This window comes from Arthrobacter roseus, assembly GCF_016907875.1.
Taxonomy (GTDB): domain Bacteria; phylum Actinomycetota; class Actinomycetes; order Actinomycetales; family Micrococcaceae; genus Arthrobacter_J; species Arthrobacter_J roseus.
In genome coordinates this window covers 1970115-1985136 of sequence record NZ_JAFBCU010000001.1, presented here as the reverse complement: position 1 = coordinate 1985136, position 15022 = coordinate 1970115, and the positions used below count along the sequence as shown (strand labels likewise).

Here is a 15022-nt window from a genome sequence, read left to right as displayed (position 1 = left end):
CTAGGCGATGGCGGTTGTTTGGGCGCGGTACTCGTCCGGGCTGAGGTAGCCAAGTCGTCCTTGAATTCGGGTGGTGTTCCACCATCCGAGGTAGTCAGTGAGCCCCGCGTGGAACTCGGCGAGAGTTTCGGGTTTCTGGATGCGGAACCATTCCTCCTTGAGGTGGCTGAAGAACCCTTCCATGACGGCGTTGTCAAGACACGTGCCCTTGCGAGACATCGACTGAGTGAGCCCCGCGTCGCGCAACGTATCCCGCCAGAGGGTGTGGCGGTACTGAAATCCCTGGTCGGAGTGGACGAGAGGTTTCTCGTCAGGGTGGAGAGTGTCGATTGCCATGCGGAGGCCGTCGGTGACCATTTTGACGCTCGGAGAAGGCCCGGCCGTGGCAGAGATGACCCGGTTGTCGTGGAGATCGAGAACAGGCGACAGGTAGACCTTGGAGGCACCGATGTTGAACTCGGTCACGTCCGTGACCCACTTCGTGTGCCGAGACTCCGTCGCGAACTGGCGGTTCAACACGTTCTCGGCCGCCTCCCCGACCTCACCACGGAAGGAGTTGTACCGTTTGCGGCGCCGCACCGGGCACTGCAGGCCGAGCTCGCGCATCAGTTTGAGCACAGTCTTCTTCGACACCTGCCATCCCTGTCGGAGCAGGACGGCGAGGATGCGCCGGTGCCCGTATGCGCTGTTCGCCGCCGTTCGGGTGTCCCCACGACTGAGCCGGCGCCGGTGGTCGTAGAACGTGGACCGTGGAAGATCCGCGAGTTGCAGCAACAGGGGAAGCGGGTAGTGCGCCTTGAGGTCGTCGACAGCTCGCACTTTCAGCGTCGTTCCGGTGACCTCAAGGCCCGCAATTTTCCCAAGTACGCTACCTCAGCGCGAAGCCGCTCGTTCTCCGTGCGCAGCGTCTCGGTCTCGCTTTCCGGAGGGGAATCCCCGCGAATGGTTGGCGGTTTGCCACGCCGCTTCGGGCGCAGCCCGTCTTCCCCGTCGCGGCGGAAGATGCTCGTCCAATTGGCGACGGTGCTCGGCGAGGGAAGACCAAACTCCTCGGAAAGAGCCCTTCCAGACTCACCCCGGGTATGGCGAAGCACGATCTCGAGCTTGATCTCGAAGTCGTACTGCTTACGGTCTCTCGTCACCAGAGCCCCCGATCCTCGTAGTTGCCACCGCTGATACAACATTTGGACCGGAGCCCCGGCAAGGTCAAGAGAGAGGGCCACCGACCTGGCGGTGAAGCCCTGCTCGAACAATTCGACAGCAGACACGGCGTCGGGGTGACTCAACGTGCTTTTCGAGTACATCTGACTACTCCCTTAAGAAGGATCCCTAATTTCGGTGTCCAACTTTCGGGGACCACTCCATTATTGAGATCGTTTCAGAGTACTTCGTATTGGTCAGCCAAAGCCTGTTCGGTCCGTCAGCGGTGAAGATCCGATTGACCAGATCGGTATCAGTGCGTTTGTCTGCTAGCGGGTGACGGACAGCGCTGGCCCGCGGAACGCCGGCGATTTCGTGCTCGGCCATGATGACCTTGATGAGTTTGCGGTTGACGATCATCTCGTACTCATCCAAGAGTTCGGCCCTGATCCGGCGCCATCCGTAGGTGTCGCCGGATTGCCGGTGATGAGTCCGTCGACGACTGCGGTTTTTCTTTTTGGGGGCACCACCGACGTGTCGTCATACAACGCGCTGGCGGCCTTGACGATCGCCAGTTCGTCCTCCAGTGCCCGGATTCTCTGGCATCGAGGGTGTCCATACCTTCCTGAACCTGTTTGAGGCTGACGCGGTCTCTGAACGCGGTCGGGACGGTTGCCTGATGGTGATGGCCTCGAACGAACTACGCGGCACCCTGCCCGGCTACGACTTCTCGGCTGACTACCGGCGGCAAATGGGCGGGCAGATCGAAACCCTCGTCGCCCAGGCGCTACCCGACGACGGGTCTGCTCTCATCCAGGCCCGCTCTGATTTGCTGACAACCTCCCTGCTGGGGCTACAGGTGATCATGCGTTCCGGTGCCGGTGCTGAGGAGATTCACCGATACCTTCATGCCGTGCACCTCGCTGCCGACTCCTGGTGAAGTCCGCGGCGTACAGCGCGGACCTGGCCTCGAAGTGTTCCAGCGGGTGTCGGTGCCGTCAGGTACCAGGACCGCCGATACGTCAGTGGCGTTACGGGCTGCAATGACAGCACCACCGCGGGTAGAGCTTCCGCAATTCGCTACTCACAGGGAAGGATAATCCTCCAAGCTCCGGCGATGGACTAACTGCAGCCGCCCCGGTGGGTATCGACGTAGCACTCGATGTCGTCGCTGGTGATTCAGGGGGTGAAGGGGTGCCGCTGCTACGCGAACGTCGCCGATGGGTAATTGCCAGCAGCTGGTACAGCCTTGAAGTACACGGCGTTGTCCAGTCGTGGAGGATCAGCACAGAACTGAGACCTATTCACGTTAGAACCACCGACTTCTGTGTTTGATATCGAGACTTGCGCGACCAAGTCAAACGGTCTGCCCGGCCGGGCGAATAACGCGTTCCGCAAGGCGACGAATCCCGGGAGGATCGCTGCACGTACTGCGCCCACGGCCAACTCAGGGCTGACGAGGCCAGCCGACGAGCCAGCCGTCACCAAGACATCCGCACCGAATCGCGATACAAACTTTTCGACGCCGGGGACGTCGATGGTGAGCCCGGACAGGGCACAGCTACAGCTGACAGCAACACTAGCGAAGCCAAGCCGGGCAAGCACCGCTGACGGCGGGAGAACTCCGCGAAATAGCCTTGGCGGTCAATCTCGACGACGTCCTGCAGCACCGTCGGGCATAGAAGCTCTAGCCCAGGCGACCTCGTGAGCCGTGTCAGGAGGTTTCCAGGCGCGGAGATGCCTCGAGCAGGCGGCGGGTGTACGGGTGCTCCGGAGCGGTGAAGATCTGCTCCGATCCGGCCTGTTCAACGATCCGGCCGCGCTGCATAACGGCAACGTGGTCACTCATATGCCGGACAACGCCCAGGTCATGGGAGATGAACAGGTAGCTGAGGCCAAATTCGCGCTGCAGCTCATCGAGGAGGTCCAGCACCTGCGCTTGGATTGAAACGTCCAGCGATGATGCCGGCTCGTCACAAATGACGATCCGAGGCTCAGGGGCAAGGGCGCGGGCGATCGCCACCCGCTGGCGTTGACCGCCTGAGAGATTACGGGGTCCGCGGGACGCAACAGTGCCGGGCAGACCGACCATATCCAACAGCCGTCCGGTTTCATTCCTCCGCGCGCCAGCTCGGACAGTTTTTCCGCCGCTAGCGGCATCGATGAGGATCTGTTCCACGGTCATCCGCGGGTCGAAGGAGCTGAGCGGATCCTGATAGACCGCCCCTACCAAGGGCCGCCGCCGTCGTCGTTCCCTCTCACTGATACCGCTCCACGGCTCCCCGAACAGCCGCACATCACCGGCATCCGGAACGGCCAGGCCGAGCGTCATCCGCGCCACCGTGGTCTTGCCGGAGCCTGATTCACCGACCAGACCCAGAGTGGAGCCGGCGGAAAGGGTGAAGGAGACATTGTCGACGGCGGTAAATGGGTCGTTGCTGGTGGAGAACTTTTTCGAGAGGTTCCTGGCTTCCAAAACCGGTTCGCCAGCTCGAATTCCGTCCCAGCGAACCGCGAGGGCGGCGGACGTGCGCCCGTCCGGTTCAAGGCCACATCCAGCGTCCGATCCAGTGCCATGGCCAGATCCAGCGTCCGAATCAGCCTCCGGCGCGCCGGCGCGGTCGTGGACATGGAGCCTTTCCGCGGAGAGGCGCGTGCCCCGGGGATGCCCGGAAGGTACCGCCTTCAGCAGCTGTTTGGTGTACTCGTGCTGCGGATCGCCGAGTACGGCTGCTGTTGGCCCCTGCTCGACGATGCGTCCGCCACTCATGACCGCTACTTGCTGGGCGATCCGGCTGACGACCGCCAGATCATGGCTGATCAGCAGGAGACCGGTGCCGGCATCCCGAAGCGATTCCAGCAGCTCGAGGACCTGCGCCTGGACGGTGGCGTCCAGGGCCGTCGTCGGTTCATCGGCGATGAGTAGCGCAGGGTTGAGCGCGATGGCCGACGCGATCAAGGCCCGCTGCCGCAGTCCACCCGAAAGTTGGCCGGACCGCTGACCCGCCCGCAGTGCGGGGTGGTCCATACCGACGTCGTGCAGCAGCTTGAGGACGCGCGCCTGGCGGTCGTTCCGGCTCAAGTTGGTCCGCAGCCGCAGGGCATCGTCGATCTCGCGGCCAACAGTGCGCAACGGGTCGAGGGAGACCAGCGCATCCTGCAGCACGAAGCCGATCTCCTGGCCGCGGACACTGCGCCACTGGCGCGGACTCAAGTCCTTGAGACTCCGGCCAGCTAATGTCATGCTGCCGGCACTGACTTCCGCGGTGTCCCCGGCCAGACCCATCAGCGCTCGTGCGGTGACGCTCTTGCCGGAACCCGATTCGCCGACCAGGGCCAGGCACTGCCCGGCGCCGATGGAGAAGGAGACGTCGCTAACCACCGGGCCGGCGCCGAATCCCACCGTGAGGTCGTCGACCCGCAAGAGGACGTCCTGGCCGGTGCGCGGCACGCTGCCCGGGTTCCCGCCGTCGTAGGCCTCCCGGCGGAAAGTACCCATCAGCGCGCCATCCTACGCTGCAGCCCGCGGCCCAGAACGGTGCTGCCGGCGGCGGTGAACACGATGAACAGACCGGGGAAGAATGTCATCCACCATGCGGTTGTCAGATACGTCCGGCCAGCGGCGAGCATGGCGCCCCATTCGGCCGCAGGCGGCGGTTCACCCAGTCCCAGAAAGCTCAGCGAAGCGGCCCACACCACGGCCTGGCCGAGCCCGAGGGTGGCGATCACGAACACCGGCGATAACGCGTTTGGCAGCAGATGGCGGCGCACAACCTGCCAGCGCGTGCGGCCGAGGACGACGGCGGCCTCGACCATGCCGGAGCCGCGGACCTGGATGATCTGGCCGCGGATAATCCGTGCGTAGCCGGGCGCTGTTGAGAGTCCGACGGCGACGGTCGAGGTGAGCACGCCGGGCCCGGCGATGGCAATGAAGACCAGCGCGAGGAGCAGGCCGGGCAGGGCAAAGAGAACTTCCAGCAGTCGTCCGACGCCGAAGTCCAGAGCCCGACCGCCGAGTCCTGCCAGCGAGCCCAATGCCAGTGCCAGTCCAACACCGATCGCGGTCGCCGCCACTCCGATCAGCAGCGAGGGCCGGGCACCGAAAACCACCCGGGAGTAGATGTCCCGGCCGGACTCATCCGTGCCGAACCAATGCTCCAGCGACGGCCCCTGGAACGCGTCCGGCGGATAGATGGCTAGCGGGTTGTAGGGGGCCAGCAACGCGGGAAAGGCCACGGCAACCACGAGGAAGAGTACGACGGCGCCGGCCAGCATCTCCGGGACCGTCACCTTCGGGCGCGTGCGGGGATCCCGGCCGGGGACCCGACGTCGAAAATTGGCCATGATGGTCACAAGTTCCCCACCCGTGGGTCTGCTATCCGTTCGGCAAGGTCGCTGAGGGCCATCACCAGCACGTAGGCCAGGGCCGAGACCAGAGCCACACCGGTTACCAGCGGGATGTCACGCAGGGTGACTGCACTGAGCAGTGTCCGGCCGAGCCCGGGACGGGCGAAGATGGTTTCGACAACGACGGCGCCGCTGATCAGCGAGCCGAAGGCCCAGCCGGAGAGGGCGATACCGGGAATGGCGGCATGGCGCAGCGAATGCCGGAAGAGCACACCACCCTCGGTTTCGCTCCGCGCGCGCGCCGAAAGCGCGAACGGTGAGGTGGTGGCGTTGAGCATCGACTCCCGCATGACCTGCCCCAGGAATCCGGCCAGTGGCAGTGCCAGCGTCACGACGGGAAGAATGAGTCCCTCGGCGGAACCTGTGTTCACCGGCGGCAGCCAGCCCAAATTTATGCTGAAGAGCAGAATCAACACGCTGGCAAGCCAGAAGTGCGGCACGGCGGCGCCAATAATCTCCAGACCGGAGGACACCAGAGACGCGCCGCGTCCGGACAGCGTGGACCAGGTGGCGAGGCCGAGGGCGACAATCCATGCCAGCACCAGTGAGAGCAGGGCCAGAATCAGTGTTGCGGGGAGCTGTTCGCCGAGCAGGGAGGAGACCGGCAGCCGCAGCGAGTAGGAGTTCCCGAGATCGCCCTGGGCCAGCCGTGCGAGCTGCGCGAAATACTGCACAACCAACGGCTGGTCAAGCCCGTATTCGGCGCGGACCTGGGCCAGTGCCGCAGCTGACGCCTGAGACCCTGGTCCGCCAAGGATTGCTTCAGCGGGGTCTCCGGGAATCATCCGGATGCCGAAGAAAATCAGGGTGGTGACAGCCCACAGCACAAAGACGGCGCCCAACACTTTCGCCAGCAACCAGCGGGCGGCTGTTGCCATCCGCCCCCCGATGCCGGCCGGACGTGTCACCGATTGAGCCACACGTCATAGAAGGTCGGCGTGGAAACGGTCGGCAGGGCGCGGAGGCCCTCGACGCTGGAGCGGTACAGGAAGTGGTTCTGCTGGTCGTAGAGCGGCAGAATGTAGTAGCCCTCCAGGATCAGTTTCTGCGCTTCCTCATACAGGGCGGCGCGCCGATCTGGATCCGTTTGTCGGCTTGCCTCTGTCAGCAGCTTGTCCAGTTCGGGACTGTCAACCTGGGTGAGGTTGGCGAAGTAGCCGCTGGGAGCGGGGACAATGCCGTCCGAGTGGTAGAGAGTCCGCAGCACGTCCGGGCCAACCTTGGTGTAGGGAGCGCTGACCAGGTCATAGTTGTTCTCCGCCAGTGCACCGTACCAACTGGACAGATCCAGCAGGTTGAGGTCGATCTTAAAACCAACTTCCTTAGCGGTTGCCTGGATCTGCTCGAACAGGGACACCTCTGCGGGAATCGACTGGTTGGTGCTGACCGGGAATTCAAGGCTCAATTGCTTGCCGTCCTTGACCCGGTAGCCCTGCGAATCTCGCTGGTCCCAGCCGGCCTTGTCCAGGAGCCGGTTAGCTTCCTTCGGGTCATAAGTGAACAGCTCCGCGTCCTCGTAGCTGAGCTCTTCGACGCTAGACAGCGGGGAATAGGAACGTTCGGCGGTGTCGAAGAACAGGCTGGAAATGCCGGCGTCCACGTTGGCCGAGTGAATGAATGCCTCACGGACCAGCGGCTCATTGAACGGCGGTTTACTGGAATTGAGCTCGATCCGGTTCGAAGCTCCGGGCCGCGGAGCGTCGAGGTGCTCAATGGAATCGTTCTTCGCGGCGGAGTCAATGGTGTCCGGTTGCGCATTGTCGATGACGTCGATCTCACCTGCCTGCAGCGCGGCGTAGCGTGAAGCGGAATCGGGAATGAACCGCCAGGTGATTGATTCCAGGTAGGCCGGACCCTTGTGACCGGCGTCGGCCGGCGGGGAATTGTAGTCCTCATTGCGGATTAGGGTGATCGAATTCTGCTTGACCCACTCGTCCACGATGAACGGACCGGTACCGACGGGCGATTCACAGTTCTCGGCCTTCGACCGTTCCAGGGCGGTGGGGGATTGTATCGCCAACCAAGGCTGCGACAGTGACTCCATCAGCGCGCTGTCCGGTTCGCTCAGGTTGAGCCGGATGGTGTATCCGCCGACGATTTCGGTGCCCGTGACTTTCGCCAGGGCCAGGAACCCGGTGGAGGACGCGGTCTCCGGATCCTTGAGGTGCTCAATGTTGGCCCGGACCGCCTCCGCATTCAACGGCGTTCCGTCGGTGAACTGCACGTTTTCGCGCACGGTGATCGTCCAGCTCAGGCCGTCTTCGGCCTCTTCCCAGGAAGTGGCGAGCCAGGGGATGATCTCGCCGTCGTTATTAAGCGAGACCAGCGGTTCGAGGTACTGGGTGGAGACCAGTGCCTGAGGATAGTTTCCACCGACGTGCGGATCGAGGCAGGTGGGTTCTGCGTCCCCCGTGGCATACGCGAGGTTGCCGCCGGATACCGGCGTCTGGCTGGACTGGTTTGATTCGGGCTCTGTCGAGCTGCAGCCGGTGAGCAGTAGTGCGGCCACGAAAATGGTGCCCACCGCCGTCGAAAACCGTGCAGAGGCAGACCTGATTTGAGTGGACATATCTCATCATCCTGAAACTACGGGGGAACAGCGGGCCACGGTCATCGAGGCTGCTGCGGGCGGAACGGCCCTTCCTTACGTCCAAACTCTAGAAGTGTTCGTCCGCTTGTCCAAGTTGTATGACTTATTGAGATGCGTTAGCTCTCGTGTGTCCGTCTTGCGGCGCTCACGATGCGCTGTTCACATAGTGTTGCGGAGAACCCGCGCCTTGGAGTATTTCCTGGGGAAGAAGCCGATATCGCCCTGCTCGAACGCGCCGGAACGCACACGCCACTGCAACTCGTTCAAAGTGGGCCCAGAGCGGCGAACAGCCGGAAATGGCTCTGTCGGCGTCACGCACTCAACCCGCTGCTGGTCGATGATCTGGCCTGCTTCATAGGCCGCGGTGCACCGTGCAGGACTGCGGATCCGGGCGGCCCGCGTCGCACTGTCCTTGATCGCAGGAGCCGAGCGCACAGGTGCCGACGACTGGTACCCCGATGCACTCGGAAGACTGGATGTCACGGTGCCGTGGCGGCGTATTTCTACAGGTACTCACTGCCCGATGAGGAGTCCAGTGTGAACCTCGCACCCGAAGCCATCGTCCTGAAGGACGGGGTAGGTGTACAGAAAACGGATCCGGTGAAGGAAACAGTGACGGTGGGCCCGGTAGCTGGCTCCGTCCCTGTTGTCGACGCAGGCGGTATCCTGGTTGCAGGATTTTCGCCTATTACTCCGGTCGGGCTGCTGGTCCGGGTAGAAGTCGTGATGACGGCGGCTGACGACACACAGGTGGCCACTACAGAACCCGCTACACTGACCGACGCAACCTTCGCGACAGATGGTTCGGTGACCGTGTCCGGGAAGGTTGTGTAACAGGAGTTCGTGCCGGCCGATGGCGTTGAAGTCATTGATCTTCGCGTTCCAGGGGTGGGCCTAGGCTTGCCGGGGACACTGCAGGACAGGGACGTCCGCGGATGAGCTTGACGAAGATGAGATCTATTCCAGCGAGGACGATGGTGATGGCTATGCCCACGAGGATGAGGATGACGACTATGCCCGCGAGGATGAGGATGACTGCTGTGTCGACGTCAACGGCGCTATGGCAGCACGGAGTCCTGGACAGGGATGCGAAGACGAGCGTTGCGTTAAGAACCACTAGGAGTAGATACGTCAGAGAATAGGGGAAGGGTCTCGGGGAACGATCCCCGAGACCCTTCCTTTGTCATTTTCACTACACGCCTGCACAACGGGCCGCGTGTTCTCGGGGTTGTGCAGGCGAGTGTTGAGCACTGGTTTATCACTACTCCTCTGCACGAAAAGGGAGGTAGCGGGGTGGTCGCGGACCCTGTCCCGCAGAGCATTCCCCTTACTGCGAAACGGGAAGGCTGTGCAGACGAGTACTAAAATTTGTGCAGAGGACTTCTGAAAGTGACTGTCATTTTCAGAAGTGGACTGCACAGAATGTCAGAATTCGTCTTCACAGCTGCGGTCCGACAGCTCCTCTCGGAAACGAAGGATTTCGAGAATGGTTCGAATCGAGAATCTTCGAGACAGCCACACCCCAGGGCACTGCAGCGTCCCGCCGCAGAAAATCGGCTCAACGGAAACGAAACTGGCGCCGGACCCTTGATTCTCACAAATAGTTCTCGAAACGGTACAGTCGAGCCAAGGCCCCGAAATGAGTTTCGAGAAGAGAGACCCCCTTATGGCTGAACACCGCATCGGCTACGCCAGAGTCTCCACCCAGGACCAGAACCTCGACCTGCAGCTCGAGGCGCTGAAGAAGGCCGGATGCGACCGCATCTACCAGGACACGATCAGCGGCACCAAGTCCCGGCGCCCCGGCATTAACCAGGCGCTGGAGAATCTGCGCGAGGGTGACACTCTGGTGGTGTGGAAGCTGGACCGTCTCGGCCGGAGCGTAAAAGACCTCTTGGACTTCGCCGGCGGCCTGAGCGAACGAGGGATAGGCTTCGTCAGCCTCACCGATGCGATCGATACCACCACGGCCTCCGGGCGTTTCTTCTTCAACGTTATGGCCTCCCTGGCCCAGATGGAGCGAGAGCTCATGGTCGAACGTACCCAGGCCGGTCTGCAGGCCGCGCGCGAACAAGGCAGGGTCGGTGGGCGCAAACGCGTCATGACTGAAGCCAAGATCCGATCCGCACGCAAGCTCCTCAAACAGGGAACACCACCCCGGGAAGTTGCCAGCAGCCTCGGCGTCTCCGTGCCCACCCTCTACCGATGGGTCCCCGCAACAGTCACTGCTGAAGCTTTGACGCAGTAATTTCTACTGATTCGTGCAGTCGACTTCTGAAAAGTGACGGTTTGCGCAAGGGACTTCTGACACTTCCGTGTCCATACTCGTCTGCACAACCCCGGAATTCCGCGGGAGCGTGTGCAGGCGACTTCTGAAAATGACACCGAGCTTGGTCAGGGCGTCGCGCTGGGCGGTAAGGTCTTGCTGGTCAGTGGAGCATCTTGCGTAGCCGATAAGTAATTGGGTCATACCAAACAGTGTCCCAGTTATGGCCCCGTCACCGGACAGGTCATCGTACTGGTTATCTGACACACCGCCTGGCCCTACATTTCAGCGGTACAGGTCAGAGCGGGGTGTGTTCGGTGGGGGTTCGGCAAACGGGACGCAGAGAACGAAGCACGCCACATACTGCTGCGAAAAACGCGCCACCTAACTCTGCGGTTCACACGCTTTGGCGGTGACTGGCGCGTTTGTGGCCCAAATCAAATTGCCGCGAGGTCTTTCAGTGCTGCTTGGAGGCGGGTGTCTGCATCGTCGGCGACTTCCCGCACTTCCGGAGTGTCAGTGAGTTGGACCATGGTTTGCGGATCGATAGCCTCGACTGTGGTTTCGGTTGCATCCTTTGCCCGGCGGACGACTACGTTGCACGGCAGCAGTGCGCCCATGCCCGGGTCTGCGGCGAGGGCCCGGCTGGCCAGTTGCGGACTGCAGGCCCCGAGGATGACGTAGTCACCCAGGTCTTGGGCAGCCTGTGCCCCGAGCTTCGTCTCAAAGGTGGCTCGGACGTCGATTTCGGAGAGGATTCCAAAGCCCTGCACGCCGAGGGCGGCGCGGGTCTGCTCCACGGCCTCGCCGTATCCAAGTGGTAGGACGACGGTATGGGTGTAGGACATGTGTGCGCTCCTTCAGATCGTTTTTGCTGCTGACTTTGCGGCTTTGCTGCTCAGGCCAGGGAAAGGAAGAGTTTTTCGAGCTCTTTTTTATCCATGGTGGTGTCTTCGCGGGCGATGCATTGCTCAAGTCCTGTGGCGATGATGGCGAACCCTGCCCGGTCCAGTGCCTTGGACACAGCGGCGAGTTGAGTGACGATGTCCTTGCAGTCGCGTCCTTCCTCGAGCATGCGGGTCACGGCCGCCAGCTGTCCCTGCGCACGCTTGAGCCGATTGATCACGGGGGTCAGTTCTGTTGAATCGAGCTTCATGCCAAGTCTCCCACTAGATAAGTATTAGCCCAATCATACCCCCTGGGGTGTACTTGTGTACCCCCGGGGGTATATGGCAGACTTGTTTCTTGTTGTTGGATTTCCCGCGTCTGTTTTGAAAGGACACCATGATGTCCCTCCTTCCGTCTCCACCCGCCGTGACTTCCCTTGATCCGCAGGAACTGCGGTCCTGGATCACCCACCATGAGGACCTGACGGTTCTCGATGTGCGCTCCGGCGCGGAATTCGAGACTCTGCATATCCGTGGTTCCTACAACGTGCCGCTGCCCCTGCTCTCGGAGCACGCCAATGAGCTCGCCGCGCGTCTGGACAGCCGCGTTGTCCTGGTCTGCCAGTCCGGTGTGCGTGCCGAACAGGCCCGCCAGCGCCTGGCAGGAGCCGGCATTGACACGGCCTATGTCCTCACCGGAGGGGTACCCGGCTTCGCTGAGATCGGCGGTGACGTCGTTCGCGGACGGGTTCGCTGGGATCTTGAACGCCAGGTCCGCCTCGTGGCAGGCTCCGCCGTCGTCCTCGGTCTGGCCGGCGGCAGGTTCGTCTCCCCCCCGGCTCCGCCTGCTGGCTGGCACTATCGCTACCGGCTTGACCTTCTCCGCGGCGACCAACACCTGCGCGATGGGGAAGGCACTCTCGGTTATGCCATGGAATAAAGCGGCCCAGGAACCCACCCGCGAAGCGGCCATCCTGCAGCTACCGACCAAAAATGCTGTCACCGAAAGACTACGGGCGTCGTGATTCCGGCACTGATCCTGGGGCTCGTCGTCGGGATCGTGCTGGGCCTGGTCGGGGTGGAGGATCAATTATTGCCGTCCCCGCGCTGGTTTACGGGGTGGGCCTGAGCACCACGGAGGCTATCCCCACCTCATTGCTGGTGGTCGGCGCTTCCTCGCTGGCGGCGCTCATCCCCAGGTTGCGAGGAAGTATCCGCTGGCCGGTCGCGTTGATCGTCGGTGCTGCCGGTATTCCCGCCGCGTGGGCCGGTGCGGCCGTTGGGCGGTTCCTGAATCCTGAGGTGTTGATGCTCGCCTTCGCGGTCATCATGGTGTTCGCTGGCATCCGCATGCTGGGCAGCACCAGCGAAATGGGTGGGTCCTGCACCACCGGGAACACGGTATGGCGTGCGTGCGCTCCCAAGGCGGTCGTCGTCGGGCTGGCCGTCGGTTTCCTGACCGGGCTCCTTGGCGTCGGCGGTGGATTCCTCATCACTCCCGCCCTGACCCTGTTCCTTGGGCTGCGCATGAAGCAGGCCGTCGGCACATCCCTGGCTATCATCGTCATCAATTCCGCAGCAGGATTCAGTGCCCACCTGAGTGGGTTCACCATCGACTGGCCGATCGTCCTGTCCTTTGCCATCCCAGCCATTCTCGGATCCCTTGTGGCCGGGCGATTCGCCGGCAAACTCGAAGACCATCACGTGCGCACGGCGTTCGCCGTTCTCATCTTCCTCGTCGCCGCCTGGATCCTGCTCACCACCATCCCCAGCCTGCTCACCGCCTGACACGTTCCGATAACCTACCGTGAAGGAGAACCCGATGCCTGAAGTCACCGTTCCAGAAACCAACGCACGCCGCGGCGTCGACCAGATACTCGACGTCCGCGAGAACTCCGAGGTGGCCGAGGGCATGATTCAGGCGCGCGTGCACATCCCCATGGGGGAGCTGCACGCGCGCCTGAATGAATTGGACCCCGCCATCCCTGTGATCGCGGTCTGCCGCAGCGGTAACCGTAGTGCCACCGCCGCGGATGCACTCAACCAGGCGGGATTCACCGCCGCCACTATGACAGGAGGCATGATCGCCTGGCAGCGCGCCGAACTGCCAACCACCTGAACACCCGCACGAAAATCTGATCTGCCAAACACTGCACCTGATCGATAATTCCACCTAGGAGAGAACCATGGACGTCGTCATCATCGAGACTCCCCAGCTCGGGGACCGCAGCTACCTGATCCACGACGGCGAGGTGGCACTGGTCATCGACCCGCAACGCGACACCGACCGCGTCGAGAAGACCGCGGCCGAAGCTGGGGTGCGGATCACGCACATCGCCGAAACCCACATCCACAACGATTACGTCACCGGCGGCCTAGCCTTCGCCAACCAGCTCGGCGCAGTTTATCTGGTCAACGCCGCTGATCCCGTGGCCTATGAGCGCACCCCGATCAGCGACGGCGAAACCATCCAAATCGGAGGTTTCCTACTCATGGCGGTGGCGACCCCCGGCCACACCCACACCCACCTGTCGTACATTGTTACGTCCGAAAGCGGCGAGCAGGCTGTCTTCTCAGGCGGCAGCCTTCTCTACGGGTCCGTGGGCCGCACCGACCTGGTCAGCGCCGATGACACCGTCGCGCTGACGCACGACCAGTATGGTTCCGTCCGCCGCCTGGTCGAGGAAGCCGCCCATGAAGCGGCACTGTATCCAACCCACGGCTTCGGATCGTTCTGTTCCTCCGGCCCGGCCAGCGGCGCTGGGGAATCCACGGTCGGTGAACAGCTCTCTACGAATCACGCACTCACCGATCCGGATGAAGAGCACTTCGTGCGCGAACTCATCGCGAATCTCACCGCGTACCCCTCCTACTACGCACACATGCAACCCGCGAACACGCGGGGTCCAGGTCCTGCGGACCTATCGGTTCCCGATTCGCTGGAACCCGCTGAGCTCTCGCGTCGCCTCGAGGACGGCGAGTGGGTGGTGGACCTCCGTAACCGGGTGGCTTACGCCAGTAACCACCTGCAGGGATCGGTAAGCTTTGAATACGGCGACGGTTCCAGTTTCACCACCTTCCTGGGTTGGGTTCTGCCCTGGGACAAAGAGCTCACCCTCGTCGGAGACCGCGACGACGTCGAAAGCGCTATTCGCGACCTCTCCCGGATCGGTATCGATTCCCCCGACGCCGCCTTGGGTACAGACCCGCACGAACTCGCCGCGGACACCGCCATAGTCTCCTACCCCCGTCTTGGCTGGGAGGAAATGCTCACCGACAGGCCCGAGAACGAGACCATCCTGGATGTCCGGCGTACCGATGAATACGCCTCAGCCCACATTCCGGGAGCCGTGAACATTCCCCTGCACGAACTGCTCACCCGCATGGATGAAGTTCCTGCAGGCAAGCTCTGGATTCACTGCGGCTCGGGCTACCGCTCCGGCGTCGGCGCCAGTCTGTTGCAACGGGCCGGCATGGACGTTGTCCACATCGACGCCATGTTCGGCGAAGCCGAGAAAGCAGGCGTTCCACTGGAGTCCTGACGCGCTTCAGGCGCACCTCTGCACCAGATGCGGGGCGGACAGGACACCCCTGCCCGCCCCAGAAAGAATAAACCAAACCCGACAGTGCTGGTTCTTCACACCTGACCGGTCAGGTGCAACCCTTTCAAGGAGGAACCAGGAACCAGGAACCAAACAGCGATGACCAGCACAAAGGGGACCGTGTATTACC

Annotated in this window: 17 protein-coding genes and 3 pseudogenes; 7 read left to right on the top strand and 13 right to left on the bottom strand. The window is 62.5% G+C overall.

The genetic code is table 11. The features are described 5' to 3' along the window. The 3 genes and pseudogenes from JOE65_RS09660 to JOE65_RS09650 all read right to left on the bottom strand — a co-directional run. Complete coding sequence (locus JOE65_RS09660) at window positions 1–819, bottom strand: IS3 family transposase (RefSeq protein WP_205161506.1); 819 nt, start codon at window positions 817–819, stop codon at window positions 1–3. A gap of 2 nt (window positions 820–821) precedes the next feature. Beyond that, window positions 822–1304 carry a helix-turn-helix domain-containing protein gene (locus JOE65_RS09655; protein ID WP_205161507.1) on the bottom strand — a complete coding sequence of 161 codons (483 nt, stop codon included), beginning with the start codon at window positions 1302–1304 and terminating at the stop codon, window positions 822–824. A 25-nt stretch (window positions 1305–1329) separates the two neighbouring features. Next, a pseudogene (locus JOE65_RS09650) lies at window positions 1330–1632 on the bottom strand (IS3 family transposase); the annotation flags it as partial. Between the two features lie 94 nt (window positions 1633–1726). On the opposite strand from JOE65_RS09650, the gene JOE65_RS09645 reads away from it, so the two are divergent. Further along, on the top strand, window positions 1727–2080 hold the full coding sequence (locus JOE65_RS09645) for a hypothetical protein (protein WP_205162976.1): 354 nt from the start codon (window positions 1727–1729) through the stop codon (window positions 2078–2080). 263 nt (window positions 2081–2343) lie between these two features. Here the strand turns inward: JOE65_RS09645 and JOE65_RS09640 are convergent, their stop codons facing one another. The 6 genes from JOE65_RS09640 to JOE65_RS09615 form a co-directional block, all read right to left on the bottom strand. Continuing rightward, window positions 2344–2745 (bottom strand): hypothetical protein, encoded by a 402-nt coding sequence (locus JOE65_RS09640; RefSeq protein ID WP_205162975.1) that lies wholly within the window; start codon window positions 2743–2745, stop codon window positions 2344–2346. A gap of 109 nt (window positions 2746–2854) precedes the next feature. Then, window positions 2855–4639 carry a dipeptide ABC transporter ATP-binding protein gene (locus JOE65_RS09635; protein ID WP_205162974.1) on the bottom strand — a complete coding sequence of 595 codons (1785 nt, stop codon included), beginning with the start codon at window positions 4637–4639 and terminating at the stop codon, window positions 2855–2857. Continuing rightward, window positions 4639–5484, bottom strand: coding sequence for an ABC transporter permease (locus JOE65_RS09630; protein WP_205162973.1), 846 nt, complete (start codon window positions 5482–5484; stop codon window positions 4639–4641). The genes JOE65_RS09635 and JOE65_RS09630 overlap by 1 nt, the downstream gene beginning before the upstream one ends. Window positions 5485–5489: 5 nt before the next feature. Then, on the bottom strand, window positions 5490–6425 hold the full coding sequence (locus tag JOE65_RS09625; RefSeq protein ID WP_205164130.1) for an ABC transporter permease: 936 nt from the start codon (window positions 6423–6425) through the stop codon (window positions 5490–5492). 26 nt (window positions 6426–6451) lie between these two features. Continuing rightward, complete coding sequence (locus tag JOE65_RS09620; protein WP_205162972.1) at window positions 6452–8116, bottom strand: ABC transporter substrate-binding protein; 1665 nt, start codon at window positions 8114–8116, stop codon at window positions 6452–6454. A gap of 180 nt (window positions 8117–8296) precedes the next feature. Further along, window positions 8297–8620: a hypothetical protein gene (locus JOE65_RS09615; RefSeq protein ID WP_205162971.1), complete on the bottom strand. Its 324-nt coding sequence runs from the start codon at window positions 8618–8620 to the stop codon at window positions 8297–8299. Window positions 8621–8674: 54 nt separating this feature from the next. Between JOE65_RS09615 and JOE65_RS09610 the strand changes: the two genes are divergently transcribed. Next, window positions 8675–8971 (top strand): hypothetical protein, encoded by a 297-nt coding sequence (locus JOE65_RS09610; protein ID WP_205162970.1) that lies wholly within the window; start codon window positions 8675–8677, stop codon window positions 8969–8971. A 31-nt stretch (window positions 8972–9002) separates the two neighbouring features. Here the strand turns inward: JOE65_RS09610 and JOE65_RS09605 are convergent, their stop codons facing one another. Further along, on the bottom strand, window positions 9003–9254 hold the full coding sequence (locus JOE65_RS09605) for a hypothetical protein (protein WP_205162969.1): 252 nt from the start codon (window positions 9252–9254) through the stop codon (window positions 9003–9005). Between the two features lie 549 nt (window positions 9255–9803). On the opposite strand from JOE65_RS09605, the gene JOE65_RS09600 reads away from it, so the two are divergent. Continuing rightward, complete coding sequence (locus JOE65_RS09600) at window positions 9804–10385, top strand: recombinase family protein (protein WP_205164129.1); 582 nt, start codon at window positions 9804–9806, stop codon at window positions 10383–10385. 132 nt (window positions 10386–10517) lie between these two features. On the opposite strand, the pseudogene JOE65_RS15160 reads toward JOE65_RS09600, so the two are convergent. From JOE65_RS15160 to JOE65_RS09590, 3 genes and pseudogenes are all read right to left on the bottom strand, one after another. Next, a pseudogene (locus JOE65_RS15160) lies at window positions 10518–10607 on the bottom strand (recombinase family protein); the annotation flags it as partial. A gap of 233 nt (window positions 10608–10840) precedes the next feature. After that, entirely contained in the window at window positions 10841–11251 is a 411-nt protein-coding gene (locus tag JOE65_RS09595; protein ID WP_205162968.1) for a DUF302 domain-containing protein, read from the bottom strand. 50 nt (window positions 11252–11301) lie between these two features. Next, entirely contained in the window at window positions 11302–11559 is a 258-nt protein-coding gene (locus JOE65_RS09590) for a metal-sensitive transcriptional regulator (protein ID WP_026531430.1), read from the bottom strand. Between the two features lie 131 nt (window positions 11560–11690). On the opposite strand from JOE65_RS09590, the pseudogene JOE65_RS09585 reads away from it, so the two are divergent. The 4 genes and pseudogenes from JOE65_RS09585 (at window position 11691) to JOE65_RS09570 (ending at window position 14832) form a co-directional block, all read left to right on the top strand. Further along, a pseudogene (locus JOE65_RS09585) lies at window positions 11691–12315 on the top strand (rhodanese-like domain-containing protein). Further along, on the top strand, window positions 12284–13078 hold the full coding sequence (locus JOE65_RS09580) for a sulfite exporter TauE/SafE family protein (protein ID WP_338021604.1): 795 nt from the start codon (window positions 12284–12286) through the stop codon (window positions 13076–13078). Before JOE65_RS09585 ends, JOE65_RS09580 begins: the two are co-directional and overlap by 32 nt. Before the next feature lie 34 nt (window positions 13079–13112). Beyond that, on the top strand, window positions 13113–13409 hold the full coding sequence (locus JOE65_RS09575; protein ID WP_205162967.1) for a rhodanese-like domain-containing protein: 297 nt from the start codon (window positions 13113–13115) through the stop codon (window positions 13407–13409). A gap of 67 nt (window positions 13410–13476) precedes the next feature. Beyond that, on the top strand, window positions 13477–14832 hold the full coding sequence (locus tag JOE65_RS09570) for an MBL fold metallo-hydrolase (RefSeq protein WP_205162966.1): 1356 nt from the start codon (window positions 13477–13479) through the stop codon (window positions 14830–14832). Window positions 14833–15022 lie beyond the last annotated feature (190 nt).

Coding starts and splice junctions, on each gene's coding strand:
- JOE65_RS09630 (WP_205162973.1), bottom strand. CDS start 5,484: ATGGCCAATTTTCGACGTCGGGTCCCCGGCCGGGATCCCCGCACGCGC.
- JOE65_RS09570 (WP_205162966.1), top strand. CDS start 13,477: ATGGACGTCGTCATCATCGAGACTCCCCAGCTCGGGGACCGCAGCTAC.
- JOE65_RS09655 (WP_205161507.1), bottom strand. CDS start 1,304: ATGTACTCGAAAAGCACGTTGAGTCACCCCGACGCCGTGTCTGCTGTC.
- JOE65_RS09600 (WP_205164129.1), top strand. CDS start 9,804: ATGGCTGAACACCGCATCGGCTACGCCAGAGTCTCCACCCAGGACCAG.
- JOE65_RS09635 (WP_205162974.1), bottom strand. CDS start 4,639: ATGGGTACTTTCCGCCGGGAGGCCTACGACGGCGGGAACCCGGGCAGC.
- JOE65_RS09575 (WP_205162967.1), top strand. CDS start 13,113: ATGCCTGAAGTCACCGTTCCAGAAACCAACGCACGCCGCGGCGTCGAC.
- JOE65_RS09595 (WP_205162968.1), bottom strand. CDS start 11,251: ATGTCCTACACCCATACCGTCGTCCTACCACTTGGATACGGCGAGGCC.
- JOE65_RS09590 (WP_026531430.1), bottom strand. CDS start 11,559: ATGAAGCTCGATTCAACAGAACTGACCCCCGTGATCAATCGGCTCAAG.
- JOE65_RS09625 (WP_205164130.1), bottom strand. CDS start 6,425: ATGGCAACAGCCGCCCGCTGGTTGCTGGCGAAAGTGTTGGGCGCCGTC.
- JOE65_RS09580 (WP_338021604.1), top strand. CDS start 12,284: ATGCTGTCACCGAAAGACTACGGGCGTCGTGATTCCGGCACTGATCCT.
- JOE65_RS09620 (WP_205162972.1), bottom strand. CDS start 8,116: ATGTCCACTCAAATCAGGTCTGCCTCTGCACGGTTTTCGACGGCGGTG.